Source organism: Clostridium neonatale, assembly GCF_900465025.1.
In the GTDB taxonomy this organism is placed as follows: Bacteria; Bacillota; Clostridia; order Clostridiales; family Clostridiaceae; genus Clostridium; species Clostridium neonatale.
Genome location: NZ_UICR01000001.1, coordinates 2,030,177 through 2,044,525, shown reverse-complemented (window position 1 = coordinate 2,044,525; position 14,349 = coordinate 2,030,177). Strand labels below are relative to the sequence as shown.

Below are 14,349 nucleotides of genomic sequence, written 5' to 3'. Positions count from 1 at the left end.
TTTATTAAACAATATAATATTTTATGAATATAATATTGCCAGTCTCATAAACTAAATAATGATTATTATTTATAAGGAGGTTCAAATTATGAAAGATGAGAAAAATCTTCATGAGCAAGCAAAACAAATGATTATAGATGGTGAATCTTTTGATACTATAATTGAAAAAACACATTTAAGACTAAAAGATTTAAAAAGAATTCAAAGAAACGAAATAGATCCTCATTTTTAGAATTATACATATAATAAATCTAAAAAAAATAGACCAAGGTACTTTTATATACAAAAAGCACCTTGGGTATTTCTATATTATGAACTAATTAATTTTCTCTTTTGCAAATTTTATGAGTTCTTCTGTATTATTAATTGCTTTATCTTCCATAACCATATCAAGAAGATAATTGAGCATTTCTCCAATTTCTTTTCCTTTTAAACCAACTTTTATTAATTCATTCCCACTTATTTTTAATTGTTTAATATTAAAGCATTCTTTATTTTCAATTATATTATTTAAGCATTTTTCTACGTCTAATAAATTTTTTAATTGAGCTTCTTTATATAATGAATTTTTACCTAAAATATCTGCTTTTTTAACTTTTAGCAGATCATATAAAAGTTCTTCTCCGATTTTATTAAGAAGACGTTTTACTGTTATCTTATCATCTAAAGGATAATCGTGATATTTTATTAAAATCAGAACATTTTCTATAGTCACATTATCATACTTCAATCCTTTAAGTACTTTCTTTGCAATTTCTATCGAACATTCCACATGCCCATAAAAATGTGAAATTCCATTTTCATCTGTAGTTTTTGTTTCTAATTTTCCCAAATCATGCAACAACATAGCAAGTCTTAAATGTAATTTAGCATCGATATTTTCCATACAAATAATTGTATGCATATATAAATCATAAACATGATACATATTATTTTGATTAAAGCCATATGCCTTTCTCATTTCTTTGATTATAAATTCCAAAAGTCCACATTCTCTTAAAAGATCAATTTTTCTTGGATTATAAATAATTATTTTATTGAATTCTTCTCTAATTCTCTCTTTTGATATCTTTATAATATTGTATTTTAGCTTTTTTATAGCATTTAAAGTCTCTTCTTCAATTTCAAAATTTAGTTGTGCAGAAAAACGTATTGCTCTTAGCATTCTTAATGCATCTTCTAAAAACCGTTTTTCTGGATTACCAACTGTTTTTATTATTTTATTTTTTAGATCATTTAAACCATTAAAATAATCTTTGAATCCATCTATATCATTGTATGCCATAGCATTTACTGTGAAATCTCTTCTGCTCAAATCTTCTCTTAAGCTCGTTACAAATTTCACTTCCTTTGGATGCCTTTGATCTTTATATTCACCGTCTATTCTAAAAGTTGTTACTTCATAATTTTCATTATTTAAAACTACTGTCACTGTCCCATGTTTAATACCTGTTAAAATAACCTTATCAAACAACTTAATAACTTCTTCCGGCTTTGCACTTGTTGTTATATCATAATCTTTTGGCTCTTTATTTAAAATAATATCTCTTACACAGCCACCTACAATATAGGCCTCAAAATTATTTTTTATTAATCGGTTTAATATATATTTAACATCCTTTTGTATTTTTATATCCAAACGTTCCACCTACCTTTAATATCAACCTAATATATTAAAATAGCAGTGCATTAAGCACTGCTTCTACATTAGTCGTCTGCAACATTTCTATTGTTATACGAATATACATTATAATTTTGCCATATTTCTTCTAATCCAGCAAATACATTAGATATATTCTCTTTTTCTCTCATTCCAACAGCAATTATTAAAGCATTTATAACTGATAAAGGAGCCACTAGTGAATCAACAAATGATGCCATATTACTTTGAGCTATCAATGTATAATCTGCTTTAGTTGCAAGTGGTGATAGTAAACTATCAGTAAGAGCCACTACTTTAGCACCTCTGTCTTGAGAAAATGCTAATGCATCTATAGTTTTTGCTGCATATCTTGGGAAGCCTATTCCTATTACCAAATCTCCTTCTGAAACATTTATCATTTGTTCAAATACATCTGAAATTCCATAGCTTACTACTTTTACATTTTGAAGAATTATATTTAAGTAAAATCCTAAAAATTCTGATAATGCAGTTGAACTTCTAAGACCTATTATATATATTCTTTTTGCCTCAAATATACTCTTTACAACATCCTCAAAAACATTCTCATTTATTTTTTCTAATGTTGCTCTTATATTTTCCATATCAGCTTTAAGAACTCCCTTTAAAGCATCACCATCAGAAAAATAATCATTTCTAAGCTCTAATCTCTGAACTGTAGTAAGTTTGTTTTTTATTAACTCCTGAAGCGCTTTTTGAAGCTTTGGATACCCTGAAAATCCAAGCTCATTAGCAAATCTTACAACAGTAGATTCTGACACTCCAACTGACACTCCAAGTTTTGCTGCTGTCATAAAAGCTGCTTTATCATAGTTTTTTAATATGTATTCTGCTATAAGCTTCTGCCCTTTACTTAAGCGTATAAATTTCCCCTGAATTAATCTCATTAAATCTTTGCTATTTTCATTATTTAATTCGTCCATTTTTAGCCTTCCTGTTTTTTTAAATTGAATTATATTATCTTAATTCTATCATCATTTATTAAAATATTCAATCTAATAACTTATTTTTTAAATATAATATTAAAACTTTGCAGGATTATAACTTAATCCATTCATCTTTAAGAAATTTTAATAAAAACTTACTAACTTTTTAAATTAAGAAATAATTTATATGGTTATAAGGAATTTATATATTCAATTTCTTCATCAGTTAATTCCCTATATTCTCCTCTTTTTAAATAAGCAAGCTTTATTTCTCCAATAGATACTCTTTTTAGAGATAATACATCATGATTTAATGCTGAACACATTCTTCTTATTTGCCTATTCTTACCTTCATGTATACTTACCTCAATAGTAGATATATTCTTTTCTTCGTCATAGCTTATAGTTTTAAGGGTTGCTGGTGCTGTTATATATCCACCAATATCAATTCCTTCTTTAAATGCTCTTACATCTTTTTCATTAATTTTGTTCTTGACTATAACAATATATTTTTTTATTATTTCTTTTCTTGGGTGTATTATCTTATTATACACTTCCCCATCATTAGTTAAGAGAATCAATCCAGAACTATCATAGTCAAGTCTTCCTATTGGATATACTCTTTCTTTAACTTTAACTAAATCTAGCACTGTTTTTCTATCCTTTTCATCCTTAACAGAACATATATATCCTTCTGGTTTATTTAGCATTATATATACTTTCTTTTCTTCTTTGCTTATTATTTTTCCATCATATTCAATAACATCTTTTTCTGGATTAACTTTTGTTCCTAATTCATTTACTAAAATTCCATTAACTTTTACTTTTCCAGCAAGTATTAATTCTTCACACTTTCTTCTTGATGCTACTCCACAACTTGCCATATATTTCTGTAGTCTTTCTTCCATTACTTTATCACTCCATTTAAAACACATTTGTGTTATTACACTCTAATATAGCCATTTTTGATTATACTTAAACAATCAATATTAATCAATGACATATCTTTAAATAATATTCGACATAAATTAATAGAGACGCTCTATTAAGCGCCTCTATCATCTTTAAACAAAATTAGTCTAAATTATTGTTTTACAGTAAGATTTATTGGTTTTACTAGAAGAATCCTCCAGGACAGCCTCCAAATCCACCAAATCCGCCACAGCCTCCACCGAAGCCAAGGAAGAAGATTAATAAAATCCAAATCCACCATCCTCCGCCGAAGCCAAGTCCGCCGCCGAATCCATTTCCACAGCCAAAATTGTTACCAAATCCACCATTATTACCACAGCCGCAATTATTACTGCAACAATTATTACTGCAGCAACATGAAGGCTGACAACAACAGCTAGTACATTTATTACAGCAGCAACAACAATCTTTAGATCTCTTTGACATTGTTCACCATCTCCTATTCTTTAGTTTAATATATTTTATTCAAATCTAATGATAATTGTTCATTGTGATTTTAAATAAAATAGAATAGGATAATATTATTTAAAAATTAACTGATAACTCCATATAGTTCTTCTAAACCACTCTTCACCTTTTTTAGCAATGGAGGAATTACTATAATTTGTAGAATCATTCCTGGAATCTGTTCTATTATTATTTTAATTATACTTTTTATTGAAATATCACCTACATTTATAATATTCCCTAAAAACCACATCCCACCAAAATAAATTACTCTCGCTAATATGAATAAAATTATTAAAATAATATATGTATTTATATTTTTATTTTTCAAAAAGCCAGCAATACATCCATAACAAAATAATTCAAAAATAATGAAAAATAATTCCTCAATATGTGGAAACCCACAAAATATATTACTTAAAATAGGTGTAAAAACTGCAACACTAATTCCACTGATTGGTCCTAATAATAATCCTGCTATTATTACTGGTATATGTATCGGTAATATAATACCATATAATCCTTTAAACACATTGATCATCATTGACAATACAATGCCAAAAACTATAAGTACTATATTAAATATTATTCTTTCAGCCGGTATCTCTTTCATTAAAATCCTTTCCTCCATCCCCAAATTATTGTTCATTTTCATTATATATCTTCATAGTATATATGAGTCAATTGGAGTAACTTACAATAAATACTGTAGTTGTCCACCAAGTACAGTAACTGCCTATACAACTTTAATATAAAAAATGAACAGACATCTTAAAAAAGAAAGTCCATTCATTTCTCATATCACAAATTATACAATATATTTCTTTGTATGTCTATTAATCTATATACTGACTAAATTTTCTATATTAAAATTCTAAGAAATTTTCTTAACAACTCTTTTACATATGTGAAGTATTATAAACGTTAATATTCCTATAGTTATAATTTCTGCACCCATAGTAAAAATCAGATCTTTTCCAAATAAGATTCCATTATTTCTTATATATAAAATATTGTTTAAAATTGAATTAGCTATTAAGCTCTCTAAAACTATTCCCACACTAATTGATAGCATTATAAGAATAAATTTTTCTGCTTTTTTTGATGTAAATAATTTTGTACTATTTTCTAGCTTATAATTTTTGCTGCTTATATTAAATATAATTAACATTATCCCTATTACAATTAACATTGTTAAAATTTCCACACACAAATATTTTAAATTTATATTCCTAATAGAGATGCTTCTAAGAATAGGATTTGCCAAAATATATGATCCATTACCATAAATACTTCTATCTATTATTCCCATAATGCTAATCTCCTTTCTTACCCCAAAATAACTAATAATAAAGCTTATTTTATTTATTATAGCAATACATGATATAGGCAACACAAATACTATTCCTATAATTGAAGCTGCAATATTAGAAAATAATAAATCACATATAATTAAAAATAATATTCCTATAGTCCCTAATATAATAACTTTTAGAAATTCAAATGCCATAACATTAAAATAACCATCAACTATACTCATTAATTCTATATTTCTTATATAAGCCATTATTGCTATATAGACATATGTCATTGTAAATAAAATTAATGTTATTAGTAAACATATAAGATGATTAATCCTTAATTGCTTTTTAGTATATGGTCCATTATATAAAAACATATCATTATTTCTTTTATTTATACCATGTCCAATAAAATATATTGCTATAAATATTACTCCCAGTGGGAAATACTGTTCTATCCTAAATGTGTAAAAACTATTTGTAGCATTATATGCTATCATGCTCTTTACATCAGAAATCCCAGAGTTTATTAATTCATTTGAAAGAAATCCCCACGCTAATATTCCAATTAATATAGCTATCTTGGTAGAATTAAACCACTGATACATCAAAGCTTTATTAAAGTACTTTTTCATCTGTCTCCTCCTTATCTAACTTATAAATAAATACATCTTCTAAACCCAAATCAATTTGCTCTACAAATAATGGATTCAACTTATTTAGGTTATTTATAAATTCTTCATCATATTCATCTGTTATGATTGTAAATACTCGTCCTATTCTGTCTATCTTAAATGTTCCTTTTAAATTTAATTCTTTTTCATCAATATCTTCTTTAAATGCTACCTGTATCTTTTTTATTTTATTTTTCATATTTTCTATTGAATTTTCATACGATATAATTCCATTTTCTAAAATAGCTACTTCATCACATATTTGTTCTAGTTCATTTAAATGATGAGAACTTATGATTACAGTAGTATTATTTTCAAATACTTCATCTAACAAGATATTTATTAATTTCTTTTTAAGTATTGCATCTAACCCAGATGTTGGTTCATCTAAAATTAAATATTTTGCTTTAATAGAAAGTGCTATCATAAGTGAGAGTCTCATTTTCATACCTTTAGATAATTGAAAGATGTATTGTTTTCTTGGAATTTTAAATATCTCGTTTAATTCATTGAACCTTTTTTCATCAAAACTTTCGTATGCTAATTTATTATATTTAATTATTTCTTCTACTTTAAATCCTGAAGGCATTATATTTTCATCTGCTACATATCCAATTTTACTTTTTACTTTTGGATTATCATATACAGATTCATTATCATATAGCACTTCACCATTTGTAGTACTATATATTCCACTTAAACATCTAAGTAAGGTTGTTTTTCCAACTCCATTTGGACCAATAATTCCAAATATTTTTCCTTCTTTTATGTTTAAATTTATATCATTTAAAATTTTATTTTCATCTATTTCAAATGACAAGTTATTTACTTTTATCATTATTATCAACTCCTAATTGTGAAAATATTTTTAAGGTCAAATCAATAAAATCCTCTTTAGTAATTCCACTATAACTTGCTTCAAGAATAATTTTTTTTAAGCTTCCTGAAATTTCTTCCATTCTTCTTTCATCAACCTTTCCCTCTATATTTTCACTTACAAAAGTTCCTTTACCTCTCAATGTTTCTATTATGCCTTCTCTTTCTAATTCACCATAAGCTTTGCTTATAGTATTAGGATTAATTGTTAACATTGAAGCAAGTTCTCTTACTGATGGAAGCTTTTCTCCCTGCTTTAATGCGCCTTTCATTATAAGCTCTTTAATGCCAAGCTCTATTTGTTCATAAATTGGAGTGCTACTCCTAGGATCTACTTTTATCATATATTCATCCTCTTCTTATTGTATTTCTTCTTCAGAAACAATATAGTCGATTACGAAACCTTCACCTTCATCAATGGCTACTAATGTTATTACACTATTTTCTTCCGAATATGATTCTATATATTTGCCATCTTCATATGAAGCTCCACTATCATAATAAACTTTCGCCTTTAATCTTATTGGCTCAATTAAATTAATTTTTCTATTGCTAACTAAATAGTTTTCTGTAAATCTATAGTAATCATCTAATATAGCTTTCTTTGATTTTTCATCAAGATCAATAATATCCTTTATTTCTATCTTAGAAGGATAGAAATCTGAGTATGTTAGTCTCTTTCTTTTAGACATACATTCTTTAGAGCTGTCCGTCTCATATTTCACTCCTTGCTTATTATAACTTTGTAATTTGTTTGTTCCTAGATTGTAAAGAAGTTCATTTGTAGTATTAAAATGTTTCTTTTTTAAATAAATATTCCCTGAGCTTGTTCCAAGCAAAATTGTAATTAATAATAATCCCACAACTCCTATTGCTATTTTTCCTTTTTTCATATATATCCTCCAAACGTGTATTAAGTGTACTATATTAATTAGTACACTTAATACTATACAGCCCTAATATTTTATTGTCAATATATTATGTGTAAAATTATTAAGCACATAAAAAAACTGCTGCACAACATAAATAAGTGTTTTTTCACAACTTATTTATTAAATGTGCAACAGCCATTTTTTAAAATACTATTTAATTACTTTTAAAATTTTAAAATCCATACTTCCAATCAGATTCCATAATTGCTCATTTATCAAGTCAAATATATGATTCTATTTTTTGCTAAAATATTATGAAACTCTTTCTATTTTATCTGATATTCAGGAAATATTATCCTTAACTTTTTTTCTCACCTAAATAATAAATTATCAGAGCTACTATGGTGAATATTATTGGTCCAGCTATCATAGCAAATGTTGAAACATAATCACCTTTTAATGATGGTTCAATTATAGTGAATATATTAGCAAAAGCCACAGTTATAGTAACTATAATAGCTATTATTACAGCTAAATTTTTATTTTTAAATATCTCAAATGGTTTCTTAATTTTTTCTTTCTTTTTAAAAGAAATATATGCTATTGTAAGAAATAAATATGGAAGTGTCATTGCAACATTAGTCATTAAAACAAGCATTTCAAAAAATGCTTTAGCACTTTTCCCACCTAATGATATTCCAAGTACCATTACAGCAACTATAATTGTTTGTACTTTCATTGCATTTATAGGTATCCCTTTTTTATCTATTTCAGCCATTTTACCAGGCCATAGCTTTTTAGGTGTTCCTTCTATTAATTGTTTTAATGGTGAATATGATAATGTAAAGAATGCTCCACTTAATGCTAAAAACATAGATAATCCTACAAATCTTGCAACCCATTTTCCTATCTCTACACAAGTTGATGCAGCAAGACCTAATGCTTCTCCAATAGAATAACCTAAATTGTTCATAACAACATATGCGACATTTGCCATGTTAACATCTGGAGCAGATAGTGAATCACTCCAGTTTGTAAATATACCAATCATAAATATTCCAACCGAATAACCAATTGATATTATTATTGCTGCTATTGCTATTCCTTTTGGAAGAGTTCTTTCTGGATTCTCAGTTTGATCAACTAGCCCGCTTACCGCTTCAATACCACCATAAGCAAATATAGCAAACACTAAGAATGACAACATTGAACTCACGGTTTTATATGCTGGATTTGGAGAATTTATAAAAGAAACCATTGAACTTATTGGTTCTGCTAATTGTCCTTTGTTTAATATCAGAACAATAATTCCAAACACTATAAGAACTACATTTAATAAAGCAACTGCTATGCCACCTACTGATGTAACTTTTGTAATCTTGCTCATACCATATCTTGATATGAAGAATACAAGGCATATCCATATTACACCTAATATTCCTAAAGTCACAGTTGGGCTTAGACCAAAAATACTCCATTTAGACGTTGTATCTACTCCCATAAATGTATTTGATAATGGTATCCATATTGTTGAACAGATATTTACCATCCAAATTACATATGATGCATACCACATAAATATCCCTACAAAAGCAAATCTAGGTCCTACACTTTTTTCCATCCATGAATAAATACCACCCTTTTCATCTTTAAAAGCAGCACCATATTCAGCCATCATAAATGCATATGGAACGAAGAATGTTATTGCTCCTAATATAAACCATGGTATGGCACCATATCCCATTAAATAAAATGATCTTGGCATATTTGCAAAACCAAAAACTGATGTGAATACCATAAGTATTAATGTAATTAAAGTTAATTTCTTTTGTTTTTCATTATTACTCATTTTTTTCTCCTTCTTTTTATAATTGTATCTTTTTGCTTATAAGGTTATCTTAGTATGGATAAGTTCTTAATAATATTATTTTACTTATGTTGTAAACTTATACTATACTATATTACTATTCTTCTATTTTTCATTTAAAATATAACTTTTTCTATCTAACCACCGATATAGTATTAATTTATGTTTCATATTATCCTAATTCTTCTTTGAAACTTATTTGATTCTTAAGATTGCTAATTTTATATTATAAATTAAATACTCTTTAATGGATTTTTTAAATTTATAATATTAGAAATATTTTGTGTAGCAATTTAGACTTTTAAAAATAACCTAGTATAAGAAGTAATTTTTTCTTAAAGGAGAAATCATGAGAAAAGAAGCTGTTGATTGTATAGATTGCGGAACTGAGTATTGTCCATGCAAATTGGCAGAAAGTGGAGAATGCCTTATTTGCTCTCAATGTCAAGGGAAATGCTTTTGTGACTGTTTAAATTGGAAAGGTGTCTGCGTCTATCAAGAACTTGATAATAATGATTACAAAGCAAAAGATGGAAGAAAAACTTATGATTGCTTAATTAAAGATATCGTAAAGTTTAGTGATAAATTAATCATGATAAAATTTAAAGCGCCTCATAAACTAGTATTAGATTTAGTAAAACCCGGTAGTTATATTTTCATAAGAACTGATCAAAATAATTATTTTGATATTCCAATTTCTATTATGAATTCAAACCTAGAGAATGATATTATTACTATAGTAGTTGAAATAAAAGGTATAAAAACAGATAAGTTGCTTAATACAAAAATTAGCGAAAACATAATAATTAGAGGTCCATACTGGAATGGTGTTTTTGGTTTAAAAAATATATACAGCCAAACTTCAGGCAAAGCTCTTATTTTGTCTCGCGGAATTGGTATGGCTCCAATGATGCCTGTAATAAGAAAATTATTGTCACAAAATAATGAACTAAAAATAATAGTTGATGAAACTCCATTTGACAATTCAATATCACATGATCTTTTGGCAGATTTTCACATAGATTTTAATAAAAGCATATTACTTGAAAAGGGCACACTATCTGATCATGGAAAAGTTATTATAAAAGATTCCCTCTTAGAAGGAACTAACTATATTCATATAGCAGGAGCTGATATTCTAACTTATGAAGTAATTAAATATTTGGATGCTCTTGATAGAAAAGATGTAAAATTATCATGTTGTAATAACTTTAAAATGTGCTGCGGAGAAGGTATTTGCGGTGCCTGTACCGTAAGATTTGCAGGGCATAAGATACGAAGATTTTGTAAAGAACAAACTGATCCAAGGAATATATTTGAAGGGAGAAGATTCATATGAAGATTGTTATTATTGGAGGAGGTTGGTCTGGATGTAGCGCAGCATTAGCCGCAAAAAAAGCTGGTTCAGATGTAACTTTAATTGAAAAAACCGATTTATTACTCGGACTTGGAAATGTAGGCGGAATAATGAGAAATAATGGCCGTTTTACTGCCTCTGAAGAGTTAATTGCCCTTGGATGTGGTGATCTAATTAAGATTACAGATATAGTATCTACTCACACTAATATAGATTTTCCAGGTCATAAACATGCTACATTATATAATGTAAATATGATTGAAGGTGAGGTGAGAAAATATCTTGTATCATGCGGAATCAATCTTATGATGGAAAGCAGAGTTAATGATGTTGAATTTGATGGCAAAAAAATTAAAGGTGTTTATTTAAGTGATGATACTTTTATTGAAGGTGATGCTTTTATTGAAACAACTGGTACCACTGGCCCTATGGGAAACTGTTTAAGATATGGTAATGGCTGCTCAATGTGTGTATTGCGCTGCCCTTCATTTGGTCCAAGAATAAGTATAAGCGGCCGTTGTGGAGTTCAAGATATTCAAGGTGAAAGAAATGATGATTCTTTAGGTGCATTCTCAGGCTCATGCAAACTCGCAAAGGAAAGTCTTTCTGATGAAATAAGAAATGAGCTTGATACCAAAGGCGTTGTTGTACTAAAAGTCCCAGCTGAGGATGTTAACTATGGAAAGCTTGCTACTAAAGTATGCCAGCAATATGCGCTAAAAGAATTTGCTGAGAATGTAGTACTTCTTGATACTGGACATGCTAAGCTGATGACCACATATTATCCACTTCATAAACTCAGAAAAATTCCTGGTCTTGAAAATGCTAAATATGTTGATCCATATGCAGGAAGCAAAGGAAATTCAATTAGATATTTATCAGTTGCACCTAGGACAAATGATTTAAAAGTTATAGGAATAGATAATTTATTCTGTGCAGGCGAAAAGAGTGGCTTATTCGTTGGCCATACCGAAGCTATATGCACCGGAGCATTAGCCGGTCACAATACTGTTCGTTATTCCTTAGGAATACCACTTTTAATTCTTCCTGATTCAACATGTATAGGAGATATAATAAGCTATGCAAATGAAAAAGCTAAATCCAGAGAAGGCAGAAAGGATCGTTATACATTTGCTGGCTCTGGATATTTCAAGAGAATGAAGGAACTTGGACTTTACACAACTGATATTGATGAAATTCAAACTAGAATTAAAAAATTAAATTTAGATAATATATTTAACACTAAGCTATGCTAGATTAATTAATATTAGAATAATTAGAAAGTTTTAGATTAAAGAACTATATCAAAATTAAACAATAATTTTGATATAGTCTTCTTAATTGGTTTCTTATTTTAAATTAACTCTTTAATATTTTGACTTTCAAATGCAATTGTTTCAACTAAATGTTCATAAATTTGCTTTGTTACATTCCATCTATCTGGACAATTTAATACAACTATAATTATATCTTTTCCATTACTTTCAACAGATGAAACAAGGCATTTTCCTGCACCACCAGTATAGCCTGTTTTTATCCCGTTTGCACCTGGAAGCATCCATAATATTTTATTTATATTATTATAATCTCTTGTAAAATTATATTTAACTTTATCTATAGATTTAGAACCAACTACCTCTCTAAATAAATCATAATCCATTCCCTTAGCTGCCAAAATAGCCAAATCATATGCAGATGAATAATGTTTATTACTATCTAAGCCATGTGGAGATTCAAAATGTGAATCTAAAATTCCTATGCTTCTTGCATAATGGTTCATTATTTCTGAAAAACCTTCCATAGACCCACCTAGTTCTTCTGCAATTGCTATAGCTGCATCATTTCCCGATTTAAACATTAATCCAAAAACTAATTCTCGGAGTGTTATATTCTCACCTGTTTTATACCCTACTTTTGATCCTCTTATACTGTTTGCATTCTTACTTATTGTAACCTCTTTATCTAAATCTCCTTGTTCAATTGCAATAAGTGCTGTAAGAATCTTTGTAGTACTTGCCATTGGTACTATCTCATAAGCATTTTGCTCGAATAATACATTTTTAGTTTCTTTATCTAATGCAATTGCGCATCTTGCATTCACTCTGAATTTATCTTGAACATTTTCTAATGCACTAACACTTATACATGATATTTGAGAAATAATAAGGATTAATATTATAATAGAGTTTCTAATAACATTTCTCATATTTTATCACCTTCTAAATTTACTATTTACATCTAGTTTGTCATTAAACATAATTTTTAAACATATTTATATTAATTTTTAAGTTTATTTAATGTGTATTAAGGCAATACTTAAAAATATATAAACTTTGGAGGAAAATTATGAAAATCTTATTTATTATTTTTTTTATATTTCTTTTTATATTATTTTTTCCTATCCCACTAAAGTTTACATCATATTACTCATCAGAAAATTATTATATTAAATTTTATAAATTTATTCTTATATCAAAATATAAAAGTAATAATCCTAAAACTTTAAATAGACTAATTGAGTACAATAAAAAAAATAAATCGAAATTTCATATGTCAAAATACAAGAAATTTTGTTCAAAGCTTTTTTATTCTAAATTTAAACCATCATTAAAAATAAATCTAAGCTTTTCATATTCCCTAAATGACTCTTATAATACTGCTCTTATATACGTTTTATTATGCACATTATTTTCATTTTTATATCAGTTAGTAAATATTCCTTTCAATATAAAAAAATATAACTTAAATGTAGATCCTATTTTTAAAGATGAAATTTTAGTAAAATTTGAAACATCAAGTATAATTTTCATTTCTTTTGCCCAAATTATATATATATCAATTATTTTTATAAAAACTTCAAAGGAGGGAACCCCTTAATTGGGATAGCTTATGTTAAATGATGCAAATGTATCAAACCTTATGAAAAATACCATGGAAAATCTTAAAGATATGATAGATGTTAATACAGTTATAGGTGATCCAATAGAAACAAAAGACGGTACCTTTATTATTCCTGTTTCAAGACTATGTTTTGGATTCGTTTCAGGTGGAAGTGAATATCCAACCTCAAATAAATCATTTGAACGTGATAACTTTCCATTTGGTGGTGGTTCAAGTGCCGGTGTTTCTGTTAAGCCAGTAGCTTTTTTAATTATAAGAAATGGCAATGTTAGAATGATTACAATAGATCATGATACCACCTATGATAAAATAGTAGATACAGTTCCTCAAGTTTTAGATATAATCAATGGATTAGTTAAAGATTCCAAAAAGAAAACTCCTGATGATATAAATATTAATATCAATGAAAATCAAAATGCTGATTCAGACATCTAAAAATTATACTGCTGCAAAATACATTAATTTATATTATGCA

16 protein-coding genes are annotated in these 14,349 nt (G+C 27.5%); 5 read left to right on the top strand and 11 right to left on the bottom strand.

From position 1 onward, the window contains the following. Window positions 1-88: 88 nt before the first annotated feature. Window positions 89-232, top strand: coding sequence for a hypothetical protein (locus CNEONATNEC86_RS21250; RefSeq protein ID WP_200847552.1), 144 nt, complete (start codon window positions 89-91; stop codon window positions 230-232). An 84-nt stretch (window positions 233-316) separates the two neighbouring features. Here CNEONATNEC86_RS21250 and CNEONATNEC86_RS09510 read toward each other — a convergent pair whose 3' ends face one another. The 10 genes from CNEONATNEC86_RS09510 to yjeM all read right to left on the bottom strand — a co-directional run bounded on the left by CNEONATNEC86_RS09510 (window position 317) and on the right by yjeM (window position 9,598). Next, the gene (locus CNEONATNEC86_RS09510) at window positions 317-1,639 is read right to left on the bottom strand and encodes a CCA tRNA nucleotidyltransferase (protein ID WP_230131948.1); all 1,323 of its coding nucleotides are present in this window, start codon (window positions 1,637-1,639) and stop codon (window positions 317-319) included. A gap of 68 nt (window positions 1,640-1,707) precedes the next feature. Next, on the bottom strand, window positions 1,708-2,604 hold the full coding sequence (locus CNEONATNEC86_RS09505; RefSeq protein WP_058294993.1) for a MurR/RpiR family transcriptional regulator: 897 nt from the start codon (window positions 2,602-2,604) through the stop codon (window positions 1,708-1,710). Between the two features lie 194 nt (window positions 2,605-2,798). After that, window positions 2,799-3,515: a pseudouridine synthase gene (locus CNEONATNEC86_RS09500; protein ID WP_125148369.1), complete on the bottom strand. Its 717-nt coding sequence runs from the start codon at window positions 3,513-3,515 to the stop codon at window positions 2,799-2,801. Window positions 3,516-3,723: 208 nt separating this feature from the next. Beyond that, a complete protein-coding gene (locus CNEONATNEC86_RS09495) occupies window positions 3,724-4,005 on the bottom strand; it encodes a ground-like protein (protein WP_097919347.1) in 282 nt (93 codons plus the stop codon). 106 nt (window positions 4,006-4,111) lie between these two features. Beyond that, window positions 4,112-4,639, bottom strand: coding sequence for an ECF transporter S component (locus CNEONATNEC86_RS09490; protein WP_058294990.1), 528 nt, complete (start codon window positions 4,637-4,639; stop codon window positions 4,112-4,114). 261 nt (window positions 4,640-4,900) lie between these two features. Continuing rightward, window positions 4,901-5,962 (bottom strand): hypothetical protein, encoded by a 1,062-nt coding sequence (locus tag CNEONATNEC86_RS09485; protein ID WP_125148372.1) that lies wholly within the window; start codon window positions 5,960-5,962, stop codon window positions 4,901-4,903. Next, window positions 5,946-6,839: an ABC transporter ATP-binding protein gene (locus tag CNEONATNEC86_RS09480; RefSeq protein ID WP_125148373.1), complete on the bottom strand. Its 894-nt coding sequence runs from the start codon at window positions 6,837-6,839 to the stop codon at window positions 5,946-5,948. The genes CNEONATNEC86_RS09485 and CNEONATNEC86_RS09480 overlap by 17 nt, the downstream gene beginning before the upstream one ends. Further along, the gene (locus tag CNEONATNEC86_RS09475) at window positions 6,823-7,221 is read right to left on the bottom strand and encodes a GntR family transcriptional regulator (RefSeq protein ID WP_058294987.1); all 399 of its coding nucleotides are present in this window, start codon (window positions 7,219-7,221) and stop codon (window positions 6,823-6,825) included. Before CNEONATNEC86_RS09475 ends, CNEONATNEC86_RS09480 begins: the two co-directional genes overlap by 17 nt. A 15-nt stretch (window positions 7,222-7,236) precedes the next feature. After that, complete coding sequence (locus CNEONATNEC86_RS09470) at window positions 7,237-7,770, bottom strand: hypothetical protein (RefSeq protein WP_125148374.1); 534 nt, start codon at window positions 7,768-7,770, stop codon at window positions 7,237-7,239. Window positions 7,771-8,107: 337 nt separating this feature from the next. Then, a complete protein-coding gene (gene yjeM / locus CNEONATNEC86_RS09465; protein WP_125148375.1) occupies window positions 8,108-9,598 on the bottom strand; it encodes a glutamate/gamma-aminobutyrate family transporter YjeM in 1,491 nt (496 codons plus the stop codon). A 367-nt stretch (window positions 9,599-9,965) separates the two neighbouring features. Here yjeM and CNEONATNEC86_RS09460 point away from each other — a divergent pair, with 367 nt between their 5' ends. Continuing rightward, window positions 9,966-10,955, top strand: coding sequence for a sulfide/dihydroorotate dehydrogenase-like FAD/NAD-binding protein (locus CNEONATNEC86_RS09460; RefSeq protein ID WP_159135879.1), 990 nt, complete (start codon window positions 9,966-9,968; stop codon window positions 10,953-10,955). Then, entirely contained in the window at window positions 10,952-12,229 is a 1,278-nt protein-coding gene (locus CNEONATNEC86_RS09455; protein WP_058294978.1) for an FAD-dependent oxidoreductase, read from the top strand. Before CNEONATNEC86_RS09460 ends, CNEONATNEC86_RS09455 begins: the two co-directional genes overlap by 4 nt. A gap of 98 nt (window positions 12,230-12,327) precedes the next feature. Here CNEONATNEC86_RS09455 and CNEONATNEC86_RS09450 read toward each other — a convergent pair whose 3' ends face one another. Next, entirely contained in the window at window positions 12,328-13,179 is an 852-nt protein-coding gene (locus CNEONATNEC86_RS09450; RefSeq protein ID WP_125148378.1) for a D-alanyl-D-alanine carboxypeptidase family protein, read from the bottom strand. A 140-nt stretch (window positions 13,180-13,319) separates the two neighbouring features. Between CNEONATNEC86_RS09450 and CNEONATNEC86_RS21940 the strand changes: the two genes are divergently transcribed. Continuing rightward, on the top strand, window positions 13,320-13,850 hold the full coding sequence (locus CNEONATNEC86_RS21940; RefSeq protein ID WP_159135878.1) for a DUF2953 domain-containing protein: 531 nt from the start codon (window positions 13,320-13,322) through the stop codon (window positions 13,848-13,850). 12 nt (window positions 13,851-13,862) lie between these two features. Continuing rightward, window positions 13,863-14,309 (top strand): GerW family sporulation protein, encoded by a 447-nt coding sequence (gene ytfJ, locus CNEONATNEC86_RS09440; protein WP_058294975.1) that lies wholly within the window; start codon window positions 13,863-13,865, stop codon window positions 14,307-14,309. The last annotated feature ends 40 nt before the right edge of the window (window positions 14,310-14,349 follow it).

What these genes read in the sequence shown, in the direction of transcription:
- CNEONATNEC86_RS21250 (WP_200847552.1), top strand. Translation starts at nt 89, where the DNA reads ATGAAAGATGAGAAAAATCTTCATGAGCAAGCAAAACAAATGATTATA.
- CNEONATNEC86_RS09505 (WP_058294993.1), bottom strand. Translation starts at nt 2,604, where the DNA reads ATGGACGAATTAAATAATGAAAATAGCAAAGATTTAATGAGATTAATT.
- CNEONATNEC86_RS09500 (WP_125148369.1), bottom strand. Translation starts at nt 3,515, where the DNA reads ATGGAAGAAAGACTACAGAAATATATGGCAAGTTGTGGAGTAGCATCA.
- CNEONATNEC86_RS09495 (WP_097919347.1), bottom strand. Translation starts at nt 4,005, where the DNA reads ATGTCAAAGAGATCTAAAGATTGTTGTTGCTGCTGTAATAAATGTACT.
- CNEONATNEC86_RS09490 (WP_058294990.1), bottom strand. Translation starts at nt 4,639, where the DNA reads ATGAAAGAGATACCGGCTGAAAGAATAATATTTAATATAGTACTTATA.
- CNEONATNEC86_RS09485 (WP_125148372.1), bottom strand. Translation starts at nt 5,962, where the DNA reads ATGAAAAAGTACTTTAATAAAGCTTTGATGTATCAGTGGTTTAATTCT.
- CNEONATNEC86_RS09480 (WP_125148373.1), bottom strand. Translation starts at nt 6,839, where the DNA reads ATGATAAAAGTAAATAACTTGTCATTTGAAATAGATGAAAATAAAATT.
- CNEONATNEC86_RS09475 (WP_058294987.1), bottom strand. Translation starts at nt 7,221, where the DNA reads ATGATAAAAGTAGATCCTAGGAGTAGCACTCCAATTTATGAACAAATA.
- CNEONATNEC86_RS09470 (WP_125148374.1), bottom strand. Translation starts at nt 7,770, where the DNA reads ATGAAAAAAGGAAAAATAGCAATAGGAGTTGTGGGATTATTATTAATT.
- yjeM (WP_125148375.1), bottom strand. Translation starts at nt 9,598, where the DNA reads ATGAGTAATAATGAAAAACAAAAGAAATTAACTTTAATTACATTAATA.
- CNEONATNEC86_RS09460 (WP_159135879.1), top strand. Translation starts at nt 9,966, where the DNA reads ATGAGAAAAGAAGCTGTTGATTGTATAGATTGCGGAACTGAGTATTGT.
- CNEONATNEC86_RS09455 (WP_058294978.1), top strand. Translation starts at nt 10,952, where the DNA reads ATGAAGATTGTTATTATTGGAGGAGGTTGGTCTGGATGTAGCGCAGCA.
- CNEONATNEC86_RS09450 (WP_125148378.1), bottom strand. Translation starts at nt 13,179, where the DNA reads ATGAGAAATGTTATTAGAAACTCTATTATAATATTAATCCTTATTATT.
- CNEONATNEC86_RS21940 (WP_159135878.1), top strand. Translation starts at nt 13,320, where the DNA reads ATGAAAATCTTATTTATTATTTTTTTTATATTTCTTTTTATATTATTT.
- ytfJ (WP_058294975.1), top strand. Translation starts at nt 13,863, where the DNA reads ATGTTAAATGATGCAAATGTATCAAACCTTATGAAAAATACCATGGAA.